The sequence below is a fragment of the Micromonospora sp. I033 genome (assembly GCF_053890995.1).
Genome location: NZ_JBSSLX010000022.1, coordinates 20,016 through 41,674, shown reverse-complemented (window position 1 = coordinate 41,674; position 21,659 = coordinate 20,016). Strand labels below are relative to the sequence as shown.

Below are 21,659 nucleotides of genomic sequence, written 5' to 3'. Positions count from 1 at the left end.
ACCGACTTGCACCGTGGCGCGCGGGAAAACCGGTAATCTCCGAGCAGCATGTGTCTGACGCGATGAAATGGCTGGGGAATGTGACCAGGGATCGGCAGGGAGCTCCCACCGCGCCACCCCGGCGGCTCGCCGGACGCGCGCTGCTCGGCGCGGTGGCGGTCGTGGCCACCGTGGCCGGTCCACTGGCCCCGCCCGCGCACGCCGCCCCGGCAGCCGCCGCACCGGAAGCTGCCCGGCTGGCACCGGTGGACGAGCTCACCGGGATCGACCCGGCCCGCGACGGCCAGTGGCAGCTCGCCAAGTTGCGGGCGCAGACCGCCTGGCAGACGTCCACCGGTCGGGGCGTCATCGTCGCGGTGATCGACTCCGGTGTGGACGGCACCCACCCCGACCTGGCCGGCCAGGTGCTGCCCGGCGTCGATCTGGTCTCGTCCGGTGCCGACGGGCCCGATCCGGTGGGGCACGGGACGACGGTCGCCGGCCTCATCGCCGGGCGTAACGACGACGACCGCGGCGCGGTCGGGCTGGCGCCGGATGCCAAGATCCTTCCGGTCCGGGTGCTCGACCAGGAGAACCGGTACGACCGGGCCATCACCGTCGCCAACGGGGTGCGCTGGGCGGTCGACCACGGCGCCCGCGTGATCAATCTTTCGCTCGGCGGCACCGACACCAGTGAGACCCTGGCCGCCGCCATCGACTACGCCTTCGCCCGCAACGTCGTGGTGGTCGCCTGCACGGGCAACCTGGCCACCTCGACGAGCCGCAAGGTCTGGTACCCGGCCCGTGAGCCGGGCGTCCTCGCCGTCACGGGGCTGGACGGCAACGACAACCTCTGGTCCGGCTCCATCACCGGCCACGAGACGGTGCTGAGCGCCCCGGCCACCGCGATCAACGGCGCCCGCCCCGGCGGCTACTGGCTGATGCAGGGCACCAGCTTCGCGGCTCCCCTGGTCGCGGCGACGGCGGCCCTCATCCGGGCCCGGTACCCGCAGATGTCGGCCGCGGACGTGGTCAACCGGATCATCACGACCGCGCGGGACCTCGGGCCCACCGGCCGGGACGACCGGTTCGGCTACGGCATGGTGGATCCGGTGGCCGCGCTGACCTCCGACGTGCCCTCGGTGGGGAGCAACCCGCTCGACGACAGCGGATCCCCCGGCGAGGTGGGCTTCGGCTGGGCACCCGGCCTCGGCCCGGACACCCGGGCCGCCGCCGGGCCGGGCACCGGCCCGGCGCCCTTCGGCTCACCCAGGCAGCAGGCCCGGTGGGCGGCCCACCCGGCCGGCCAGGTCGACGACTCGGCGCCGGAACGGCTCTGGCCGGGGCTAGCCCTCTTCGTCGCCCTGGTCACCAGCGCCGCGCTGATGGTCCGCCGGTTCCGGCAGCCCCGCCGCTGACCGGCCGCCCGTCTGACCAGGCCCCACCGTGGGTAGTGACCAGCGCATGAACACGTCCGGTGACCTGATGTCCACGCCCGAACGGTCCTGGCGGCGGCGCCGCCTCGACCCGGACCATTCCCTGGGCCTGCGGCTCACCCTCGCCGCCACCGCGGCGTTCCTGGTGCTGGTGCCGTTCGCCCTGCTCGCGCTCCTGGTGCTGGGCGCCTGGTCGCCGCTGTCCCGGCTGGACGCCGCGATCACCGACGCCCTGCACGGGTACGCCCTCGACCACCCCGCCTGGGTCACCGTGATGGCGGTCTGGACGGACGTCTTCGGGCCCGGCCCGCTCCGGGTGGCCGCCGCCGGGGTGGTGGTCTGGTTGCTGCTGCGCGGCGCGCCCCGGCTGGCCCTCTGGGTGGTCACCACGATGACCGTCGGCGGGCTGCTCGGCGCGCTGCTCAAGCTGCTGGTGGGCCGGCACCGGCCGGACCTGCTCGAACCGGTGGCCCGGGCGGCCGGCTACTCCTTCCCGTCGGGCCACGCGCTGAACGCCACCCTGGCCGCCGGGGTGCTGCTGCTGGTCTTCCTGCCCTTCGCCCGGCACAGCCGGCCACTGCGCGGCGCGCTGTGGGCGGCGGCGGTGCTGATCGCGGTGGTGACCGGGCTCAGCCGGATCGCGCTGGGCGTCCACTGGACCAGCGACGTGGTCGGCGGCTGGCTGCTCGGTGTGGCGGTGGTCGCCGCCACCACGGCCGCCTTCTCCACCTGGCGGACCCGGGTCGGCCGCCGGCCGGCGCGTACGGCCCGGGAGGGGGTCGAGCCGGAGCTGGCCGAACCGGGGCCGGACGAGCCGGAGTTGGCGGAACCGGGGCCGGACGGCCGCCACGCGTAGTCCGGCACCCGTCGGGGTAAAGGGCGGCTCATGTCCGATGTCGCGGTCCAGATCGCCCGGCGGGTCCTGCTGCCGGTGGCCCTGCTCTTCGCCGTCCTGGTGGCGCTGGGCCTCCTGGTCACCAGGGTGCTCGCGAGGACCTGGCCGTTCACCGTGGAGGACACGGTCAACCGCGAGTTCGCCGCGCACCGGACCGCTGGCTGGAACGACGTCTCGCTGGTGTTCAGCACGCTGGCCAGCACCCAGGTGATCGTCGTGGTGACCGTGCTGGTGGCGCTGGTGCTGCGGCTGGTGCTGCACCGCTGGCGGGAGCCGATCTTCCTCTGCGCCGCGGTGAGCGCGCAGGCGCTGATCTTCCTCTTCACCACGATGGTCATCGACCGGCACCGGCCGGCCGTCGAGCACATGGACGACTCCCCGCCGACCTCCAGCTTCCCGTCCGGGCACACCTCGGCCGCGATGGCGCTCTACGTCGGCATCGCGGTTCTGCTCGCGCTGCGGGCGCGGAGCACCCCGGCCAAGGTCGGCTGGTGGGCCCTGCTGGTGCTGGTGCCGGTCGGGGTCGCGCTCACCCGGATGTACCGGGGCATGCACCACCCGAGCGACGTGGTGGCGTCCTTCCTCAACGGCGGCGCCTGCGTGGCGATCATGGCGCGGGCGGTGCTCGACCGCACGCTCACCTGGGGCAGGGCCAAGCTGCCGATCGGCCGCTCCGACGACGACGTCACCCCGGCGGGCGCCTCCGCCGGCTGACCGCCGCCGGCCGCCGCCGGCTCAGGTGCACTCGCCGGTGGCCACCCCCCGGGTACGCTCCGCGCCCGCCAGCGCCACCGACCGCGCCTCGGCGGCGGTGACCGCGAACCCGGTGTTCGGGTCGTCCGCGGCGGCCGCGAAGATCACGCCGAGGACCAGCCCGTTCGAGGAGACCAGCGGCCCGCCCGAGTTGCCGCTGCGGACCAGCGCCCGGATCGTGTAGATCTCCCGGGTCACGTCGCCGGCCGAGTAGATGTCCGGCCCGGTGATCCGGTCGACGTCGCGGATCCGGGCCGGTCGGGCGTCGTACGGGCCGTCGAGGGGGAAGCCCAGCACGATGGCGTCGGCCCCGCTGCCGGCCTCCCCGGCGGCGAAGCGCAGCGACGGCCCGGGCAGCCCCGGGACGTGCAGCACGGCCAGGTCCCGATCGGGGTCGTAGACGACGACCTCGCCGTCGTAGCGCTCGCCGCGCAGCTCCACCGCCACCGTGCGGGTGCCCGCCACGACGTGCGCGTTGGTCATCACCCGGTCGTCGGCGTAGACGAAGCCGGAGCCCTCGATGCGGCGGGCGCAGCTCGGCGCGGAGCCGAGCACCTTCACCACCGACCGCTGGCTGTTCTTCACCACCTGGGAGTTGGCCAGCGTCGGGTCGGGCGGGGAGACCTGCCGGGCCCGGGTCGGCGCGAGGTCGCCGAAGACGTCCGGGAAGCCGTTGGTGTCGACCGTGTCGCGCAGCGCCGTGGACAGCTCCTGCGCCTTGTCCGGCAGCACCCGGTCGACCACGGTGAGCAGCGCGCTGTTGCGGACGGAGGAGGCCAGCCAGGGCACCGACGACGAGCCCAGCGGCACGGCGACCAGCCAGGCCACCAGCATGACCGCGAAGACCGAGATGATCGCGCCGCCGGCGTCGTCGATCTTCCGCCCGGCCGGCCCGGTGATCGCCGCCCGCAGGTTCGAGCCGAGCCAGCCGGCCAGCGCCTGACCCAGCACGGCCAGCCCGAAGATGGCCACCAGGGAGATCAGAACGCGGGTGCCGCTGTCGGTGAACTGCCGGGCGACCAGCGGGCCGAGCTGGAGGCCGAGCAGCGCGCCCAGGAAGAATCCGGAGAACGACAGCGCCCCGATGACGAAGCCCTGACGGTATCCGCTGATCGCGAACACGAGCATGAGCAGGAGCAGTACGAGATCCACGGCGGACACGCCCCCAGGGTACGGGCACCGTGCCCGGAAGAGGCTGTCCGCTCGCTGAACGTGACCTTCGGATACGCGCCGGTGAGGCCCGTCGGCTAGCGGACCGGGCTCTCGTCGACCGCGTCGGTGCCGGCCGAGGGGGCCGGGGCGGCGCCGGTCGGCGGCAGCTCCACCACCCGGGACCGCGGCCACGGGCGGGACCAGCCGCCCATCTCCAGCAGCGTGTTCAGGACCCCGGCGGTGAAGCCCCAGACCAGCATCCCGCGCACCGAGAAGGCCGGGCCGATCCAGCCGCTCGGGTGGCGTACCCGCATCCGGTTCTCGGGGTCGACCAGCTCGGCGACCGGCAGCCGGGCGACGTGTGCCACCTCGGCCGGCTCGCGCGGGTGCACCGGGTGCGGGGCGTGCCACCAGGCGAGCACCGGGGTGACCACGAAGTCGCTGACCGGGATCCACAGCTTGGGCAGCTCGGCCAGCACGGTCACCGTGGCCGGGTCGAGGTCGACCTCCTCGTTCGCCTCGCGCAGCGCGGTGGCGCTGGCGTCGACGTCCTCCGGGTCGGCCGCGCCGCCGGGAAAGGCCGGCTGCCCGGCGTGGTTGCGCAGCGTGGCGGCGCGCTGGAGGACCAGCACGTCCGGGCCGACGCCCGGCTCCTCACCGAGCAGCACCAGCACGGCGCTCTCCCGGCCGCCGCTCTCCGGGGTGGCGAGCCGGGTGAAGTCCTCGGCGCGCGCGGTGCCGAGCCGCTGGAGCAGCGGGTCGAGCCAGTCCGGCGGCCGTCGGGTCACAGCCGCACCCCGAGGTGGGTACGTACCAGCTCGGCGAGGCGGGCGTCGTCCAGCGCGCCGGTCGAGTCGGTGTGCCGGATCCGCCCGTCGGCGTCGACCAGGACGGTCAGCGGGAAGGCGTTGCGGCCGAGCGCCCGCTCGAACGCGTCCCCCTGGTCGACCAGCATGGGGAACCGGACGCCGAAGTCCTCGCCGATGGACTGCGCGCCGCCGCGGCTGTCCCGGCTGTTGACCCCGATCACCTGGAACCGGCCGCCGGCCCGCTCGCTGAGCCGCTGGAAGGCGGGCAGCTCCTTGCGGCACGGCGGGCACCAGGAGGCCCACACGTTGATCACCGCCGGCCCCCTGATGTCGCGGACGTTCACCGGGGCGCCGCCGGTGAAGCAGGAGAGAGCCAGGTCGGGCAGCGGATCACCCGAGGTGCCGGACGCGCCCGGGCCGGCCGAGGCCGGCGCGGCGGTCAACGGGGCGCAGTCGGCGAACGGCGAGGGACGCTCGGCCCGGGTGGCCGGCGCCGGGCCGGCCGGCTCCTCGGTGCTGCCGGTGCAGCCGGCCACCGCGAGGAGCAGCGGGACGAGCACGTACGCGAGCCGGCGGGTCACGGCACCTCCGCCGCGACGGCCTGCTGCGGCACCAGGTCGGGGTCGATGCCCACGGCCGCCGCCAGGTCCCGGGCCCGGGGGCCCTTGAGCAGCTTGGCCGCGGCCACCGGGTCGGTCGGCCCGGTGCCGTACGCGGGGCAGAGCTTGGCCAGCGTGCAGGCGCCGCAGGCCGGCTTGCGGGCGTGGCAGACCCGCCGGCCGTGGAAGATGATCCGGTGCGACAGCATCGTCCAGTCGCGCTTCGGGTAGAGCGCGCCGATCGCGTGCTCGATCTTGACCGGGTCGGTCTCGGTGGTCAGCTGCCACCGCTGCACGAGCCGCTGGAAGTGGGTGTCGACGGTGATGCCGGGGACGTCGAAGGCGTTGCCGAGGATCACGTTGGCGGTCTTGCGCCCGATGCCCGGGAGGGTGACCAGGTCGGCCAGCTTGCCGGGGACCTCGCCGTCGTAGCGCTCGCAGAGGGCCCGGCCGAGGTTGATCAGGGAGCTGGTCTTGTTCCGGTAGAACCCGGTGGGCCGGATCAGCTCCTCCAGCTCGGCGCGGTCGGCCCCGGCGTAGTCCGCCGCACTGCGGTAGCGGGCGAACAGCTTCGGGGTGACCTCGTTGACCTTCTTGTCCGTGCACTGCGCCGAGAGGATCGTGGCGACGGCCAGCTCCAGCGCGTTGGAGTGGTCGAGTTCACAGTGCGCGTCGGGGTGGGTCTCGGTCAGCACCCGGCCGATCCGCCGGGCGCGGCGCGTACGACCGAGGTCGGTCTCGGGGGAGCGCGTGGTCACGCCGGCCAGCCTACGTCGCGGGGACGACGTCCCGGCGGGCCCACGCGGGCGGCGGTGGGTCAGCCACCCGCCGGAGCGCTGATCTTGCCGGAACCGTCGAGCCGCGCGCCGGTCTTCGGGAAGTCGCTCCGGCTCAGCTGGCGGACCAGCCCGAGGCCCTGGTCCGCCCGGTCGACGGCCGGCCGGCCCACGCTGTTCATCCGGGTGGAGGTGAACTCGCCCCCGACGAAGCGGCCCTCCGCGGTCAGCGACACCTTCAGAACGCCACCCCAGCCGAGCCGGCCCGAGCTGTTCAGCGACTTCCCGCCGCCGGCGAAGTTGCCCAGGCTGTAGGCGATCAGCCGGCCCTTGTAGAACTCCAGGCCGCGCAGCACGTGCGGGCCGTGCCCGATCACCAGGTCGGCGCCGGCGTCGATCACCGCGTGCGAGAACCGGATCGGATCACCCCGGTTCTCCCCGAAGAACATCTCGGTGCCCGGCTTCACCCGGGTCCGGTCGGCGCCCTCGGCGCCCATGTGCACCTGCACCACGACCAGGTCGGCCATCCCCTTGGCCATGGTGATGACCTGCTTCGCCGCGTCGATGTCGACCAGGCTGTTCGACCACGGGTACGAGGAGAAGCCCGCCACCGCGACCTTGATGCCCTTGACGTCCACCACGGTGATCTCGCCCGGCGCGCCGGTGTGCTTGAGCCCGTGCGCCTCCAGCGCCGACTGGGTGTTCTCGTAGCCCTGCTGGCCGTAGTCGTAGCCGTGGTTGTTGGCCTGGTTGAGCAGCTGGAACCCGGCCGAGCGCAGGTGCGCCGCCCAGCCCGGGGGTGCCCGGAACTGGTAGCAGTTCTTCGGCTGCGGGCCGCACTTGCCGGCGCCCGTGTCGTCGGTGAGCGGCTCCTCCAGGTTGCCCATCACCAGGTCACCCTTGAGCGCGGCCTTGACGTCGTCGAAGAAGCCCTTCCCGCCGTTGGGCGGCAGCCGGGACGGGGCGTTGCCCATGATCACGTCACCGGTCGCGGTCAGGGAGATCGACTTCTCGACCGGCTCACTCGACGCGCCGGGCTGGTCGGCCTCGGCGGGGGCGCCCGACCCGGTCGACCCCCCACCCTGGCCCGGCTGCCAGACCGGCCCGTCGCCGGAACCGTCGCCGCAGCCGGCGACGAGCAGGACGACGAGCAGCGCGCCCAGGGCCGCGGCGAGGCGCGCGCCGAGGGCCGCGGGGCGACCCCCGCCGTGGGCCGCGGAGCGGCGGAGGCGGGGACGAGGCACGGAGAGGGCGGGAGCGTACATCGTCGGCGACGCTACCGTCCCGGGAACACCGCGACGAGGGCCGATCGGTCGGAAAACCGGATCGGCGGGACCGGCCACGCTCAGGCCCGCCGGTCGGACCAGGGCACGACCGGCCCGGCGCCGCCGGCCAGGACGGCCGCGTGCACGGCCCGGGCCAGCGGAGCGCCCCAGGCCGAACGCGGACCGCCGTACGGGGCGGGGTCGCCGTCGGCCGGGCAGAGCACGGTGACCGCGTCGGTGGGGGTGCCGGTGGCCGGCAACCCCAGCTCCCAGATCGCCTGCGCCTTCGCCTCGGTGGCCGTGGCCACCGCGTTGACCAGGGCGGCCTCGCCGAGCCGGGCCGGGACGTGCACGACGATGTTGACCGTGCCGACCCGCTGGGCGGGGGTCGCCGGCGCGGGCGCCGCGGCCCAGACCGGGGTGCCGAGGCCGACGGTGGCCCAGACCCGTACGCCGCCGTCGGTCCGGGCCACCACCTCGGTCACGTCGACCCCGGTCAGCAGCCCGACGCCGGGGCCGGCCAGCCCGAGCCCGCCGGCCAGCTCGGCCAGGTGCGCCGCCGGGTCGTCCCGGTCGTACGACATCGGCACGGTCGCGTTGACCACCCACCGGCGTACGCCGATCCCCCCGCCCAGCGGGGCGGAGCCGACCGCGAGCAGCGGCGCCTCGGCCCGCCAGACCAGCAGCGGGATGTCCGACCCGTCCTCGGGCCGGCTGGTCAGGAACGGCTCGCTCAGCACGCCGGCCACCCTACGATCACAGGTGGGGACGGGTGGTGCCGGCCCGCGCGGGAGTCGGGATACTAGTCGTCGACCGGGTCGGGCGGGTTACGCCCAACGATCAAGATTCCAGGGGTGCACCTCTGATTCCTGCTCATGTGCGCCTAGACTGGCGGCGCGCGAGGGATCAGCGGACGGCGGACCCGGCCGACGGACGGCACGCGCAAGCGGAGGTGCGCGATGGACGAGGTACTGGCCCGCAGCGGGATCTTCCAGGGTGTCGACCCGGAGGCTGCCGAGGCGCTCGCCAAGGAGATGGAGACGATCGAGGTCCGTAAGGGCGAGGTCGTCTTCAACGAGGGCGAGCCCGGTGACAGTCTCTACATCCTCCTGTCCGGCAAGATCAAGGTGGGTCGCCGCGCCGCGGACGGCCGGCAGAACCTGATCGCCGTGATGGGCCCGTCGGACATGGTCGGTGAGCTGTCGCTCTTCGACCCCGGCCCGCGTACGGCGACGGCCACGGCGGTCACCGACACCCGGCTGGTCCGGCTGCGCAAGCAGGCGCTGCGGCCCTGGCTGAACAACCGGCCCGAGATCGCCGAGCAGCTGCTGCGGGTGCTGGCCCGCAGGCTGCGCCGGACCAACGACTCGCTGGCCGACCTGATCTTCACCGACGTGCCCGGGCGGGTCGCCAAGAACCTGCTCCAGATGGCCGGCCGGTTCGGCACCCGCGACGGCGGTGTGCTGCGGGTGACCCACGACCTGACCCAGGAGGAGATCGCCCAGCTCGTCGGCGCCTCCCGGGAGACCGTCAACAAGGCCCTGGCCGACTTCGCCTCGCGCGGCTGGCTGCGGCTGGACGGCAAGAGCATCATCATCCTCGACCCGGAGCGCCTGGCCCGCCGCGCGCGGGTCTGACACCTCCACCAGCGTCCCGGCCCGGTCCCGCATCCGCGGGTCCGGGCCGGTTGCCGTCCGCCGGCTCTGCCCGGCGCAGAATTCCTTGGAGCAGCCGGCCGGTGGGGCGCAGGCTGAGGCGATGATCGAGCGGGTAGCTGTCCTCTCCGACATCCACGGCGTGCTGCCGGCGCTGGAGGCCGTCCTGGCCGAGCCGGACGTTGCCGCCGCCGACCTGATCGTGCTCACCGGCGACATCGCCGCCGGCCCGCAGCCGGTCGAGGTGCTCGACCTGCTCGCCTCGCTCGGCGACCGGGCCCGCTGGGTCGGCGGCAACGCCGATCGCGAGCTGGTCGAGGCGCGGGCCGGGCGGCCGGCCTCGATCGAGGTGTCGGACTGGGCCGCCAGCCAGCTCCGCGAGGACCAGGTGGCCCCGCTGGCCGCTCTGCCGCCGACCGTCACGCTGCCCGTCGCCGGCCTCGGCGAGGTGCTCTTCTGCCACGCCACCCCCCGCGACGACGAGGAGGTCGTGCTTGTCGACTCCCGGCTGGAGCGCTGGGCCGAGGTCTTCGCCGGGCTGCCGGCCGAGGTCGGCACCGTGGTCTGCGGGCACACCCACATGCCGTTCACCCGGCTGGTGGACCGCCGCCTGGTGGTCAACCCGGGCAGCGTCGGCATGCCGTACGGCGGCGCGGGCGCCTGGTGGGCGCTGCTCGGGCCGGGTGTGCAGCTGCGCCGGACCGGCTACGACATCGACGCCGCCTGCGCCCGGGTGGCCGCCGGGTCGGGCTTCCCGGACGCGGTCGCCTGGGCCGACGAGTACCTGCGTTCCCGCCACAGTGACGCGGACGCGCTCACCGTCTTCGGCCCGCGCGACGGCCGTTGATGCGCCGCGCCGGCGGCGACTCCCCGCGGCCGGGGTAGGTGGTCGTACCGCTGTCGAGCTGAGTCGTTCGTGACGTCGTCGCGCTGCCCGCCGGCACCGGTGGCAAGGGCTGGCCATCGGGGACCCGGGGGGCGGGTCGGAGCCGCGCGCCGGTCAAATCGTGAATCGTTTGTGACATCAGCTCGACAGCGGCCCGCGGAAACCCGTGCCACGACGGCCGAGGGTCCAAGAAAAAGTCAGGCTTGACTGTTTGTTTCGAGGGCGGCACGCTGTTTCCGTGCCCGCCGCATCGACCCGCGTCCCTCAACAGGAGCGCAGCCGCGCCACCCAGGCCCGGCTGCTGGAGGCGACCGTCGAGTGCCTGGTGGAGCACGGCTGGTCCGGCACCACCACGACCGTGGTGGCGGCCCGGGCCGGCGTCTCCCGGGGCGCCCAGCTGCACCACTACCCGACCAAGGCGGCCCTGGTCACCGCCGCGGTCACCCACCTCACCGAGCGCCGGGCGGTGGAGCTGCGCACCGAGGCCGCGGCGCTGCCCGCCGGCCCGCGGCGGCTCGACCGGGTGGTCGACCTGCTCGCCGCCGCCTTCACCGGGCCGCTCTTCGTCGCCGCCCTGGAGCTGTGGGTGGCGGCCCGCACCGACGCCGAGCTGCGCGACGCGCTGGTCCCCCTCGAAGCCCGGGTGGGCCGGGAGATGCACCGGCTGACCGTCGAGCTGCTCGGCGTCGACGAGCGCCGGCCCGGCGTCCGCGAGGCGGTGCAGGCCACCCTCGACCTGCTCCGCGGCCTCGGCGTGGCCAACCTGCTCAGCGACGACTCGACCCGCCGCACCGCCCTGCTGCACACCTGGAAGCGCCAGCTCGCCGCCCTGCTCACCCCCGACGCCGGCCCGCCCACGCCCGGGAGCGCGCGGCCGCACTGAGTTCCCCGGAGGCACCATGGTCGACCTGACAGCCCTGCTCGCGGACCTGGCCGCCGAGTCCGAGCAGCTCGACGCCCTCGTCGCGCCGCTGCCGCCGGACGACTGGGCGCGGCCGACCCCGGCTCCCGGGTGGAGCGTCGCGCACCAGATCGCCCACCTGGCCTGGACCGACCACGTGGCCCACCTGGCGGCGACCGACACGCCGGCGTTCTTCGCCTCGGTCACCTCCGCCCCGGATCCGTCCCGGCTGGTCGACGACGGCGCCGAGGCGTTCCTGGCCCCGCCCGCCGCGCTGCTGGCCCGCTGGCGGGCGGGCCGGGCCGCGCTCGCGGGGGCGCTCGCCGCCGCTCCGGCCGGGGAGAAGCTGCCCTGGTACGGCACGCGGATGTCGCCCGCCTCGATGGCGACCGCCCGGCTCATGGAGACCTGGGCGCACGGCGAGGACGTGGCCGACGCGCTGGGCGTCCGGCGTACCCCGTCGGCCCGCCTGCGGCACGTCGCGCACCTGGGCTTCCGTACCCTCGGGCACGGCTTCGCGGCCCACGGCCGGCCGGTGCCGGCGGCGCCGGTCCGGGTCGAGCTGCTGGGTCCCGCCGGGGACACCTGGGCCTTCGGGCCGGTGGACGCGGCCGACCGGGTCACCGGCCCGGCGCTCGACTTCTGCCTGCTGGTCACCCAGCGCCGGCACCGCGCGGATCTGGCGCTCGTCGCCACCGGGCCGGTCGCCGACGAGTGGCTGGACGTGGCCCAGGCGTTCGCCGGGCCGCCCGGCCGCAAGCGGGAGGCCGCGGGCAGCGGGGTGGTCCGGTGAGCGTGCTGCGGGTCGGCAACGCGTCCGGCTTCTACGGCGACCGCCTCTCCGCCTGGCGGGAGATGCTCGACGGCGGCGAGCTGGACGTGCTGACCGGCGACTACCTGGCCGAGCTGACCATGCTGATCCTCGGCCGGGACCGGATGCGCGACCCGTCGCTCGGCTACGCGAAGACGTTCCTGCGCCAGCTGGAGGGCACCCTCGGCACCGCGCTGGACCGCGGGGTCCGGCTGGTCACCAACGCCGGCGGGCTCAACCCGGCGGGGCTGGCCGCCGCGATCGGCGCGCTCGCCGACCGGCTCGGCCTCACCGTCCGGATCGGGTACGTCGAGGGCGACGCCCTCGCCCGGCCGGACGCGTTGACCGCGAACGCATACCTGGGGGCCTTCGGGATCGCCGCCTGCCTCGACGCCGGGGCGGACGTGGTGGTGACCGGGCGGGTCAGTGACGCCTCGCTGGCGGTCGGCCCGGCCATTTCCCGCTTCGGCTGGACCCGGGACGACCTCGACGCGCTGGCCGGGGCCACCGTCGCCGGGCACCTCATCGAGTGCGGGGCGCAGGTCACCGGCGGCAACTTCAGCTTCTTCACCGAGCTGCCCGACGGCGGGCACCGCCCCGGCTTCCCGATCGCCGAGCTGCACCCGGACGGCTCCGCGGTGCTCACCAAGCACCCCGGCACCGGCGGCGCCGTCACCGTCGAGACGGTCACCGCCCAACTGCTGTACGAGGTGGGCGGCCCGGCGTACCTGGGGCCGGACGTGGTGACCCGGCTGGACACGGTGGAGCTGGCCCAGGAGGGGCCGGACCGGGTGCGGGTCTCCGGTGTCCGGGGGGCGCCCCCGCCGGCCACCCTCAAGGTGGGCGTCAACAACCTGGGCGGCTTCCGCAACTCGATGACGTTCGTGCTCTGCGGGCTGGACATCCCGGCCAAGGCGGCCCTGGTCCGGGGTCAGCTGGAGGAGGCGGTCGGCAAGGACGGGCTGGAGTTCACGCTGGCCCGCACCGACCATCCGGACGCCACCGACACGGAGGCGGCGAGCGCGCTGCTGCACGTACACCTGCGGGACGGCGACAAGGCGCGGGCCGGGCGGGCCTTCTCGGCGGCCGCCGTGGAGCTGGCGCTGGCCTCCTATCCGGGCTGCACGCTGACCACCCTGCCCGGCGACGCCACCCCCTACGGGGTCTTCACCGCCGACGCGGTGCCGCAGGAGGCGGTCGCGCACGTTGCCGTGCTGCCGGACGGCACCCGGGTGCCGATCGCACCGCCGGCGCGGACGGCAGCACCGCCCCCGTACGAGCCGGTGACCGGACCCGAGCGCGAGACCGGGCCGACCCGGCGGGCGCCGCTCGGCGAGCTGGTCGGGGCGCGCTCGGGCGACAAGGGCGGGGACGCCAACCTCGGCGTGTGGGCCCGGACCGATGCCACCTGGGCCTGGCTGCGCGGCTGGTTGACCGTCCCGCGGCTGGCCGAGCTGCTGCCGGAGACCGCCCCGCTGACCGTCGAGCGGTACGAGCTGCCGAACCTGCGCGCGGTCAACTTCGTGATCCGGGGGCTGCTCGGCCAGGGGGTGGCCGCCTCCACCCGCTTCGACCCGCAGGCCAAGGCGCTCGGCGAGCTGCTCCGCTCCCGGGTCGTCGACCTGCCCGCCGACCTCACCCCGGGGGTGCCGTCGTGACCATCGTGGACACTCCCGAGCGGCGGCAGCTCCGCGAGCTGACCCGGGCCTTCGTGACCAAGGAGGTGCTGCCCTGCCTTGACGACTGGGAGCGGGCCGGCGAGGTGCCCCGGTCGCTGCACGAGACCGCCGCGAAGATCGGGCTGCTCGGCATCGGCTTCCCCGAGTCGGTCGGCGGCAGCGGCGGGGACCTGCTCGACTCGATCCTGGTCACCGAGGAGATCATCCGCTCGGGCGGCTCGTCCGGCCTGATCGCCGCGCTCTTCACCCACGGCATCGCGCTGCCGCACATGGTCGCCGCGCGGGACGACGGCCACATCGAGAGGTACGTCCGGCCCACGCTCGCCGGCACGATGATCGGCGCGCTGGCGATCACCGAGCCGGACGGCGGCTCCGACGTGGCGGGCATCCGCACCTGTGCCCGGCGGGACGGCGAGCACTACGTGGTGAACGGGTCGAAGACCTACATCACCAGCGGCGTCCGCGCCGACTTCGTGACCACCGCCGTCTGCACCGACTTCCCCGGCTCCGGCTCGCTGAGCCTGCTCGTGGTCGAGAAGGGCATGCCCGGGTTCACCGTCGGCCGGCGGCTGGAGAAGCTGGGCTGGCACTGCTCGGACACCGCCGAGCTCTCCTTCGTCGACGTCCGGGTGCCGGTGGCGAACCGGATCGGCCCGGAGGACACCGGCTTCCTGGCGATCATGCAGCAGTTCGCCACCGAGCGGCTCTCCCTGGCCACCCAGGCGTACGCCACGGCGCAGCGCTGCGTGGAGCTGACCACGCGCTGGTGCCGGGACCGCGCCACCTTCGGCCGCCCGCTGGCCAGCCGGCAGCTCGTCCGGCACCGGCTGGCCGAGATGCACACCCGTGCCGAGGCGGCCCGGGCCTACGTGCACGACGTGGCCGAGCGGGTCGCCGCGGGACAGCCGGTGGTGACCGAGGTGGCGATGGCGAAGAACGTCGCGGTGGCCGCCTGCGACTTCGTCGTCGACGCGGCGCTGCAACTGCACGGCGGCTTCGGCTACCTGCGCGACGCCGAGGTGGAGCGGCACTACCGGGACGCCCGGATCCTCGGCATCGGCGGCGGCACCACGGAGATCATGAACGAGATCATCGCGAAGGGCATGGGCCTGTGACCACACTGGAGAGCGCGATCGACCCGTCCGCACCGGCTCACCGCGCCAACCGGGAGGCCCTGCTGGAGCGCCTCGCCGAGCTGGAGGCCGCCCTCGACCAGGCCCGGGCGGGCGGCGGCGAGAAGTACGTGACCCGGCACCACAGCCGGGGCAAGCTGCTCCCCCGGGAACGGATCGAGCTGCTGCTCGACCCGGACAGCCCGTTCCTGGAGCTGTCGCCGGTGGCCGCGTACGGGACGGACTTCCCGGTCGGGGCCAGCACGGTCACCGGCATCGGGGTGGTCGAGGGCGTGGAGTGCCTCGTGATCGCCAACGACCCCACGGTACGTGGCGGGGCGGTGAACCCCTGGGCGCTCGCCAAGACCCGGCGGGCCGGCGAGATCGCGCTGGCCAACCGGCTCCCCATGATCAACCTGGTGGAGAGCGCCGGCGCGGACCTGCCCACGCAGGCGGAGATCTTCATCCCGGGCGGCCGGGTGTTCCGCGACCTGACCCGGCTCTCCGCCGCGAAGATCCCCACGATCAGCGTGGTCTTCGGCAACGCCACCGCGGGTGGGGCGTACGTGCCGGGCATGTCGGACCACACGATCATGATCCGGGACCGGTCGCAGGTCTACCTGGCCGGGCCGCCGCTGGTGAAGATGGCGACCGGCGAGGTCACCGACGACGAGTCGCTGGGCGGGGCGGCCATGCACGCCACGAAGTCCGGCCTGGCCGACTTCCTCGCCGAGGACGAGCGGGACGGCATCCGGCTGGCCCGGCAGTGCGTACGCCGGCTCAACCGGCGCAAGCAGGGCCCGCCGCCCCGCAACCCGTTCCCCCAGCCGCCGAGGTACGACCCGGAGGAGCTGCTCGGCATCGCCAGCGCCGACCTCAAGGTGCCGTTCGACCCGCGCGAGGTGCTGGCCCGGGTCCTGGACGGCAGCGAGTTCGACGAGTTCAAGCCGAACTACGGCACCGCGCTGGTCACCGGCTGGGGCGAGCTGCACGGGTGGCCGGTCGGCGTGCTGGCCAACGCCCGGGGCGTGCTGTTCAGCGAGGAGGCGCAGAAGGCGGCCCAGTTCATCCAGCTCGCCAACGCCGCCGACACCCCGCTCGTCTTCCTCCAGAACACCACCGGCTACATGGTGGGCACCGAGTACGAGCAGCGCGGCATCATCAAGCACGGCGCCCTGATGATCAACGCGGTGTCGAACTCGACGGTCCCGCACCTGACGGTCAACCTCGGCGCCTCCTACGGCGCCGGCAACTACGGCATGTGCGGCCGGGCGTACGAGCCGAGGTTCCTGTTCACCTGGCCGAACGCCAAGTCCGCGGTGATGGGGCCCGCGCAGCTCGCCGGGGTGCTGTCGATCGTCGCCCGGCAGGCCGCCGCCGCCCGGGGCCGCGAGTACGACGAGGACTCCGACGCCGCCATGCGGATGATGGTCGAGCAGCAGATCGAGTCCCAGTCCGGGGCGCTCTTCCTCTCCGGCCGGCTCTACGACGACGGGGTGATCGACCCCCGGGACACCCGTACCGTCCTCGGGCTCTGCCTGTCGGCGATCCACAACGGACCGGTGAAGGGCGCCGACGGCTTCGGCGTCTTCCGGATGTGAGGGGTTCGATGATTACGAGGCTGCTGGTCGCCAACCGGGGGGAGATCGCCCGCCGGGTCTTCGCCACCTGCCGGGCGCTCGGCGTGGAGACGGTCGCCGTGCACTCCGACGCGGACGCCGGCGCGCCCTTCGTCGCCGAGGCCGACCGGGCCGTCCGGCTGCCCGGGAACACGCCGGCCGAGACGTACCTGCGGATCGACCTGGTCCTCGCCGCGGCCCGGCGGTCCGGCGCGGACGCGGTCCACCCGGGCTACGGCTTCCTGGCGGAGAACGCCGAGTTCGCCGCGGCCGTCACCGACGCCGGGCTGACGTGGGTCGGACCGTCGGCCAAGGCGATCGCCGCGATGGGCGACAAGATGGCCGCCAAGGCGCTGCTCGCCGACGCGGGCGTGCCGATGCTGCCCACCTGGACCGAGGCCGACCAGGTGACCGGTTTCCCGGTGCTGGTCAAGGCGTCGGCGGGGGGCGGCGGTCGGGGCATGCGGGTGGTCCGCGACGCCGCCGGGCTAGCCGAGGCCGTCGCGGGCGCGCGCCGCGAGGCGGCCGCGGCGTTCGGCGACGGCACGGTCTTCATCGAGCGGTACGTCGAGCGCGGCCGGCACGTCGAGGTGCAGATCTTCGGCGACACCCACGGCACGGTGGTGGCCCTCGGGGTCCGCGACTGCTCGATCCAGCGCCGGCACCAGAAGATCGTCGAGGAGGCGCCGGGCGTCCTGCCTCTCGATGTGCGCGAGCGGCTGCACGAGGCGGCGGTGGCCGCCGGCCGGGCGGTCGACTATGTCGGCGCCGGCACGGTGGAGTTCCTGCTCGCCCCGACCGGAGAGATCTTCTTCCTGGAGATGAACACCCGCCTCCAGGTGGAGCACCCGGTCACCGAGGCGGTCACCGGGCTGGACCTGGTCCGGCTGCAGCTGCTGGTCGCCGAGGGGGAGCCGCTGCCGGTCACGGCCACCCCGCCGGCCGACGGCCACGCCATCGAGGTGCGGCTCTGCGCCGAGGATCCGGCCCAGGGTTTCCGCCCGGCCACCGGCGCCCTGCACCGCTTCGCGATCCCCGGGGTGGCCGGCGAGTTCACCCCGACAAAGGGCCTGCGGCTGGACTCCGGGGTGGTGGACGGCTCGACGGTGAGCGTGCACTACGACTCGATGCTCGCCAAGCTGGTCGCCTGGGCGCCCACCCGCGCCGAGGCCGCCCGGGCGCTGGCCGGTGCGCTGGCCCGGGCCGAGCTGCACGGCGTCGCCACCAACCGGGACCTGCTGGTCCGGGTGCTCCGCAGCCGGGAGTTCGGCGCGGCCGAGGTCGACACCGGCTTCCTGGAGCGGCACGAGGAGGTCTTCGCCCCGCTGCTCCCGGCGGATCAGCTTCCCCTGGCCGCCCTCGCCGCCGCGCTGGCCGGGGCCGCCGGTCGCCGCGCGTCGGCTCCCGTGCTCGCCGGCCTGCCCTCGGGCTGGCGCAACGTGCCGGCCTTCCCGCAGGTCAGCCGGTTCACGGGGGCGGACGGCGAGATCGAGGTGCGGTACCGGCTGGACCGGACGGGGGCGCTCGCCGAATGCTCGGTGGCACCGGGTGCCGCCCTGGTCGAGGCCGCCCCGGACCGGGTGGTGCTCGACGCCGACGGGGTGCGGCGGGCGTTCCGCGTACACCGGGTGGGGCCGGAGGTCTTCGTGGACGGCCCGGACGGGGCGGCGAGCCTCACCGAGCTGCCGCGCTTCCCCCTGCCCACCGCGGAGCTGGCGGCCGGGTCGCTGCTGGCGCCGCTGCCCGGCGCGGTGACCCGGGTGCACGTCGAGGTCGGCCAGCGGGTCACCGCCGGCGACCTGTTGCTGACCCTCGAAGCGATGAAGCTCGAACACCCGGTGCTCGCCCCGACCGACGGAGTGGTGGCGGAGCTGCCGGTGCCGGCCGGCGGCCAGGTCGACACCGGAGCCGTGCTGGCCGTGGTCACCACGAAGGAGGACTTGCGATGAACTTCGACCTCACCCCCGAGCAGGACCAGCTCCGCGACGCCGTCCGGGCGCTGGGGCGGAAGTACGGCCACGGCTACTTCGTCGAGAAGGCCAAGGCCGGTGCGCACACCACCGAGCTGTGGCAGGAGGCCGGCCGCCTCGGCTACCTGGGCGTCAACATCCCCACCGAGTACGGCGGCGGGGGCGGCGGCATCACCGAGCTCGCCATCGTCTGCGAGGAGCTGGCCGCAGCCGGCTGCCCGCTGCTGCTGCTCGTGGTCTCCCCCGCCATCGCGGCCACCGTGATCAACAAGCACGGCACCGACGAGCAGCGCAAGCGCCACCTGCCCGGTCTCGCCGACGGCTCGCAGAAGATCGTCTTCGCGATCACCGAGCCGGAGGCCGGGTCGAACTTCCACCGGCTCGGCACGGTCGCCCGCCGCGACGGCGACGACTGGCTGCTCACCGGCCGCAAGTGCTACATCTCCGGGGTCGACGAGGCGAAGCACGTGCTGGTGGTCGCCAGGACCGAGGATTCCGCGACCGGCAAACTGAAGCCGGCGCTGTTCATCGTGCCGACCGACGCCCCGGGGCTGGAGAAGTCGAAGCTCGACATGGAGATCCTCTCCCCGGAGAACCAGTTCCTGCTCTACCTGGACGACGTCCGGCTGCCCGCCGACGCGCTGGTCGGCGAGTCGCTGGACGCCGGGCTGCCGGCGCTCTTCGCCGGCCTCAACCCGGAGCGGATCACGGTCGCCGCGATGGGCGCCGGCACCGGCCGGTACGCCATCGAGCGGGCCAGCGCGTACACCGCCACCCGGACGGTGTGGGGTGGGCGGAGCATCGGCTCGCACCAGGGCGTCGCCCACCCGCTCGCGCACGCGGCCGTGCAGGTGGAACTCGCCCGCCTGATGATCCACAAGGCGGCCACCCTCTACGACGCGGGCCGCGACCTGGAGGCCGGCGTCGCCGGCAACATGGCCAAGTACGCGGCCGGCGAGGCCGCCGCGCTCGCCGTGGACACGGCCGTGCAGGCGCTCGGCGGCGCCGGCATGACCACCGAGTACGGCGTGGCCACCCTGCTCGGCGCGGTCCGGGCCGGCCGGATCGCCCCGGTCAGCCGCGAGATGATCCTCAACTTCGTCGCCCAGCACGTCCTCGGCCAGGACAAGTCCTACTGACCCGACCAGCGCCGTTGCCCGGCGCCCCTGGTCAGGGCACCGGGCAGCGGCGGCGGTTCAGGACGTGGCGATCTTGTCGAACTTCTCCCACGGGCCGATCGCCGTCCGGTTGGCGATGAGCGGCTTGGTGCCCGCGCTCTCCGCCACCACGTACCGGCCGTTGGCGTTGGCCCGGAGGCTGATGCTGCCGTCCGAGTTGTTGATGACGGTGAACTTCTCCCACGGCCCGATCGCCGTGCGGTTGGCGATCAGCGACTTGGCGCCCGCGCTCTCCGCCACCACGTACCGTCCGTTGGCACGGGAGCGGAGGGCGACGAACCCGCCGCCCGCGTCGACCATGTCGAACTGCTCCCACAGCCCGACCGAGGTCCGGTTGGCGATGAGCGGCTTGGCGCCCGCGCTCTCGGCCACCACGTAGCGGCTGTTGACCCGGGCGCGGAGGGCGACCGGCGCCGCGACCGCCGGAGCGCCGGTGAGCCGGGTGAGGGCCGCGTAGTCGCCGTTGAACACGTTCTGGCTGTAGTTGCCGGGCTGGCTGGGGTTGCCGGCGGCGTACTGCCAGATGGTCTCCGTCGTCCAGCCGGCGGGCAGCGGCGGGCGGGTCGTGGTGTAGCCGGCGATGTCCAGCGGGTTGGCGCCGAACGTCGCGTTGTTGCCGGTGCACGGGTTCCAGTAGTTGGTGTTGGTGTAGATCATCACCGGCCGCCCGATGCGGGCCTTGACCTGGTCGGTGAAGGACCGGATCCAGTTGGACATCTCCGTCGGGGTCAGCCCGTAGCAGGTGGGCGCGCCGGTCCAGTAGGGCCACTCGATGTCCACCATGGGCACCAGCGTCTGGCTGTCCTTGGCGAACCTGGCGTTGTCGATGAAGAAGTTCGCCTCGGTGATCGGGTCACGCCCGTCCGGGCGGGCGAAGTGGTAGGCGCCGACGAGCAGGCCGGCCGCCTTGGCCGCCGCGTAGTCCTCGGCGAAGTAGGGGTTGCGGTACGTCTGCCCCTCGGTCGCCTTGACGTAGGCGAACTTGTAGCCGTTGGTCGCCACGGCCGGCCAGTTGATCGGGCCGAGGTTGTGGTCGTGGCTGGAGACGTCGATGCCCCGGATCGTGTAACCGGCCGGGATGGCGGCGCTCGTGGACGCCGAGGCGGTGCGCGCGCCCGGCTTGACGCCGGCGTTCGCCCGGCCGCCACCGTCAGGAGCGGAGTCGGCCGCACTGGCCGGCTGGGACATGCCGAGCGCGCCGAGCGCGAGCCCGGCGGACATCAGGACAGAGATCCATCTTCTTGACATGGCTGTCGAGAATCCTCTTGGTCGGAGGTCGAGGGCCGCCGGTCGCCAGAGGGGGGCGGATCACGGCGGCGGAAGTGCTCCTCGCATGTCGGCCCGGGATCGGCCAGGGCGAGGTGCCGCCGTACTCTAACCCGCCGCACCGGCTGCACAGTGTCCCGCCGCGGCGGACTGGGAGACTTGCGGCATGTTTCCGCCGGACCTGGAGCGGGCGAAGGACCGGCTCTACGCCGCCTTCGCCCACCACGCCCTGCCGCCCGGGATGGCCGAGGCGTGCGACCACTGCGTCGACCCCGAGGAGGTGGACGCCTTCCTGCGTACGCCGCTGCGCGCGCTCACCCCGGACCAGCTCGGCACCTACCTGTCCAACCCGGGCACGTGGGGTGACGGGACCGAGCTGCCGCACCTGGCACCCCGGCTGCTGGAAGCGTATGCCGGCGGAGAGATGGCCGACTGGTGGTACCCGGAGCTGGTGGCCGAGCGGATCAGCGCGCGCTGGCAGGACCGGTCGCCCGCCGAGCGGAGCGCGGTCGTCGGCTTCTACCGGGTGTGGTGGCGCTGGACCCTGACGTCCTGGCCGTCCACGAACCCGGCCTGGGACCTGTTGACGGCCGTCGCCACCCTCGGCCTCGACGTCGGCACGTATCTCGCGGACTTCACCGAGCTCACGGGCGAGGTGCCGGCGCGGCACCTGGCCGAGGTCGTCGACTCCTGGTCGTGGGGCGGTCCCGGATCCCTGCCCGAGGACGCGAAGCGGGTGGTGCGGCGCTGGCTGGCCGACGGCACACCGGCGCGACTGCTGTGGGAGGCCGCGGTGGCCGATGCGGCCTCCCCGGTCGCCGACGAGCTGACCACGGCCGCCGAGCACGCCGACCTGCTGCGTGACGCGCTGGCCGAGGAGGCCGTCTGACGAGAGCCCGGGGTACGGCGGATGCCCGA

The 21,659-nt window shown here is 74.3% G+C and carries 20 protein-coding genes; 13 read left to right on the top strand and 7 right to left on the bottom strand.

Annotation, left to right across the window (positions count from 1 at the left end; genetic code table 11):
• Positions 1–62: 62 nt before the first annotated feature.
• From mycP to ACW0Q9_RS06545, 3 genes are read left to right on the top strand one after another with little or no spacing between them, the layout of a single operon-like run.
• Positions 63–1,397 (top strand): type VII secretion-associated serine protease mycosin, encoded by a 1,335-nt coding sequence (mycP, locus tag ACW0Q9_RS06555; protein WP_456179031.1) that lies wholly within the window; start codon positions 63–65, stop codon positions 1,395–1,397.
• A gap of 46 nt (positions 1,398–1,443) precedes the next feature.
• Positions 1,444–2,271: a phosphatase PAP2 family protein gene (locus ACW0Q9_RS06550; protein ID WP_456179030.1), complete on the top strand. Its 828-nt coding sequence runs from the start codon at positions 1,444–1,446 to the stop codon at positions 2,269–2,271.
• A gap of 30 nt (positions 2,272–2,301) precedes the next feature.
• Complete coding sequence (locus ACW0Q9_RS06545) at positions 2,302–3,024, top strand: phosphatase PAP2 family protein (RefSeq protein ID WP_456179029.1); 723 nt, start codon at positions 2,302–2,304, stop codon at positions 3,022–3,024.
• Positions 3,025–3,045: 21 nt separating this feature from the next.
• Here the strand turns inward: ACW0Q9_RS06545 and ACW0Q9_RS06540 are convergent, their stop codons facing one another.
• The 6 genes from ACW0Q9_RS06540 to ACW0Q9_RS06515 form a co-directional block, all read right to left on the bottom strand.
• Positions 3,046–4,224: a MarP family serine protease gene (locus ACW0Q9_RS06540; protein WP_456179028.1), complete on the bottom strand. Its 1,179-nt coding sequence runs from the start codon at positions 4,222–4,224 to the stop codon at positions 3,046–3,048.
• Positions 4,225–4,310: 86 nt separating this feature from the next.
• Positions 4,311–5,003, bottom strand: coding sequence for an NUDIX hydrolase (locus ACW0Q9_RS06535; protein WP_456179027.1), 693 nt, complete (start codon positions 5,001–5,003; stop codon positions 4,311–4,313).
• Positions 5,000–5,605: a TlpA family protein disulfide reductase gene (locus ACW0Q9_RS06530; protein ID WP_456179026.1), complete on the bottom strand. Its 606-nt coding sequence runs from the start codon at positions 5,603–5,605 to the stop codon at positions 5,000–5,002. Before ACW0Q9_RS06530 ends, ACW0Q9_RS06535 begins: the two co-directional genes overlap by 4 nt.
• A complete protein-coding gene (nth, locus tag ACW0Q9_RS06525; RefSeq protein ID WP_456179025.1) occupies positions 5,602–6,381 on the bottom strand; it encodes an endonuclease III in 780 nt (259 codons plus the stop codon). The genes ACW0Q9_RS06530 and nth overlap by 4 nt, the downstream gene beginning before the upstream one ends.
• A gap of 59 nt (positions 6,382–6,440) precedes the next feature.
• Positions 6,441–7,664 carry a CapA family protein gene (locus tag ACW0Q9_RS06520; RefSeq protein ID WP_456179024.1) on the bottom strand — a complete coding sequence of 408 codons (1,224 nt, stop codon included), beginning with the start codon at positions 7,662–7,664 and terminating at the stop codon, positions 6,441–6,443.
• A gap of 80 nt (positions 7,665–7,744) precedes the next feature.
• A complete protein-coding gene (locus ACW0Q9_RS06515; protein WP_456179023.1) occupies positions 7,745–8,404 on the bottom strand; it encodes an adenosylcobinamide amidohydrolase in 660 nt (219 codons plus the stop codon).
• A gap of 219 nt (positions 8,405–8,623) precedes the next feature.
• Here ACW0Q9_RS06515 and ACW0Q9_RS06510 point away from each other — a divergent pair, with 219 nt between their 5' ends.
• The 9 genes from ACW0Q9_RS06510 (at position 8,624) to ACW0Q9_RS06470 (ending at position 19,436) form a co-directional block, all read left to right on the top strand.
• A complete protein-coding gene (locus ACW0Q9_RS06510) occupies positions 8,624–9,301 on the top strand; it encodes a Crp/Fnr family transcriptional regulator (RefSeq protein WP_007073398.1) in 678 nt (225 codons plus the stop codon).
• Positions 9,302–9,422: 121 nt separating this feature from the next.
• Positions 9,423–10,166 carry a metallophosphoesterase family protein gene (locus tag ACW0Q9_RS06505; RefSeq protein WP_456179022.1) on the top strand — a complete coding sequence of 248 codons (744 nt, stop codon included), beginning with the start codon at positions 9,423–9,425 and terminating at the stop codon, positions 10,164–10,166.
• A gap of 277 nt (positions 10,167–10,443) precedes the next feature.
• Positions 10,444–11,088: a TetR/AcrR family transcriptional regulator gene (locus ACW0Q9_RS06500; RefSeq protein WP_456179021.1), complete on the top strand. Its 645-nt coding sequence runs from the start codon at positions 10,444–10,446 to the stop codon at positions 11,086–11,088.
• Between the two features lie 16 nt (positions 11,089–11,104).
• Positions 11,105–11,899 (top strand): TIGR03084 family metal-binding protein, encoded by a 795-nt coding sequence (locus tag ACW0Q9_RS06495; RefSeq protein WP_456179020.1) that lies wholly within the window; start codon positions 11,105–11,107, stop codon positions 11,897–11,899.
• Positions 11,896–13,575: an acyclic terpene utilization AtuA family protein gene (locus ACW0Q9_RS06490; RefSeq protein WP_456179019.1), complete on the top strand. Its 1,680-nt coding sequence runs from the start codon at positions 11,896–11,898 to the stop codon at positions 13,573–13,575. Before ACW0Q9_RS06495 ends, ACW0Q9_RS06490 begins: the two co-directional genes overlap by 4 nt.
• Positions 13,572–14,711, top strand: coding sequence for an acyl-CoA dehydrogenase family protein (locus ACW0Q9_RS06485; RefSeq protein WP_456179018.1), 1,140 nt, complete (start codon positions 13,572–13,574; stop codon positions 14,709–14,711). The genes ACW0Q9_RS06490 and ACW0Q9_RS06485 overlap by 4 nt, the downstream gene beginning before the upstream one ends.
• A complete protein-coding gene (locus ACW0Q9_RS06480) occupies positions 14,708–16,309 on the top strand; it encodes an acyl-CoA carboxylase subunit beta (RefSeq protein ID WP_456179017.1) in 1,602 nt (533 codons plus the stop codon). The genes ACW0Q9_RS06485 and ACW0Q9_RS06480 overlap by 4 nt, the downstream gene beginning before the upstream one ends.
• 8 nt (positions 16,310–16,317) lie before the next feature.
• Positions 16,318–18,276, top strand: coding sequence for an ATP-binding protein (locus tag ACW0Q9_RS06475; protein WP_456179016.1), 1,959 nt, complete (start codon positions 16,318–16,320; stop codon positions 18,274–18,276).
• Positions 18,273–19,436 carry an acyl-CoA dehydrogenase family protein gene (locus tag ACW0Q9_RS06470; protein ID WP_456179015.1) on the top strand — a complete coding sequence of 388 codons (1,164 nt, stop codon included), beginning with the start codon at positions 18,273–18,275 and terminating at the stop codon, positions 19,434–19,436. Before ACW0Q9_RS06475 ends, ACW0Q9_RS06470 begins: the two co-directional genes overlap by 4 nt.
• A 57-nt stretch (positions 19,437–19,493) precedes the next feature.
• Here the strand turns inward: ACW0Q9_RS06470 and ACW0Q9_RS06465 are convergent, their stop codons facing one another.
• Entirely contained in the window at positions 19,494–20,696 is a 1,203-nt protein-coding gene (locus ACW0Q9_RS06465; protein WP_456179014.1) for a GH25 family lysozyme, read from the bottom strand.
• 211 nt (positions 20,697–20,907) lie between these two features.
• Here ACW0Q9_RS06465 and ACW0Q9_RS06460 point away from each other — a divergent pair, with 211 nt between their 5' ends.
• Positions 20,908–21,630, top strand: coding sequence for a hypothetical protein (locus ACW0Q9_RS06460; protein ID WP_456179013.1), 723 nt, complete (start codon positions 20,908–20,910; stop codon positions 21,628–21,630).
• The last annotated feature ends 29 nt before the right edge of the window (positions 21,631–21,659 follow it).

Excerpts from the sequence above, each read along its gene's own strand:
- mycP (WP_456179031.1), top strand. The coding sequence starts at position 63 with ATGAAATGGCTGGGGAATGTGACCAGGGATCGGCAGGGAGCTCCCACC.
- ACW0Q9_RS06550 (WP_456179030.1), top strand. The coding sequence starts at position 1,444 with ATGAACACGTCCGGTGACCTGATGTCCACGCCCGAACGGTCCTGGCGG.
- ACW0Q9_RS06545 (WP_456179029.1), top strand. The coding sequence starts at position 2,302 with ATGTCCGATGTCGCGGTCCAGATCGCCCGGCGGGTCCTGCTGCCGGTG.
- ACW0Q9_RS06520 (WP_456179024.1), bottom strand. The coding sequence starts at position 7,664 with ATGTACGCTCCCGCCCTCTCCGTGCCTCGTCCCCGCCTCCGCCGCTCC.
- ACW0Q9_RS06510 (WP_007073398.1), top strand. The coding sequence starts at position 8,624 with ATGGACGAGGTACTGGCCCGCAGCGGGATCTTCCAGGGTGTCGACCCG.
- ACW0Q9_RS06505 (WP_456179022.1), top strand. The coding sequence starts at position 9,423 with ATGATCGAGCGGGTAGCTGTCCTCTCCGACATCCACGGCGTGCTGCCG.
- ACW0Q9_RS06495 (WP_456179020.1), top strand. The coding sequence starts at position 11,105 with ATGGTCGACCTGACAGCCCTGCTCGCGGACCTGGCCGCCGAGTCCGAG.
- ACW0Q9_RS06475 (WP_456179016.1), top strand. The coding sequence starts at position 16,318 with ATGATTACGAGGCTGCTGGTCGCCAACCGGGGGGAGATCGCCCGCCGG.
- ACW0Q9_RS06470 (WP_456179015.1), top strand. The coding sequence starts at position 18,273 with ATGAACTTCGACCTCACCCCCGAGCAGGACCAGCTCCGCGACGCCGTC.
- ACW0Q9_RS06465 (WP_456179014.1), bottom strand. The coding sequence starts at position 20,696 with ATGTCCGCCGGGCTCGCGCTCGGCGCGCTCGGCATGTCCCAGCCGGCC.
- ACW0Q9_RS06460 (WP_456179013.1), top strand. The coding sequence starts at position 20,908 with ATGTTTCCGCCGGACCTGGAGCGGGCGAAGGACCGGCTCTACGCCGCC.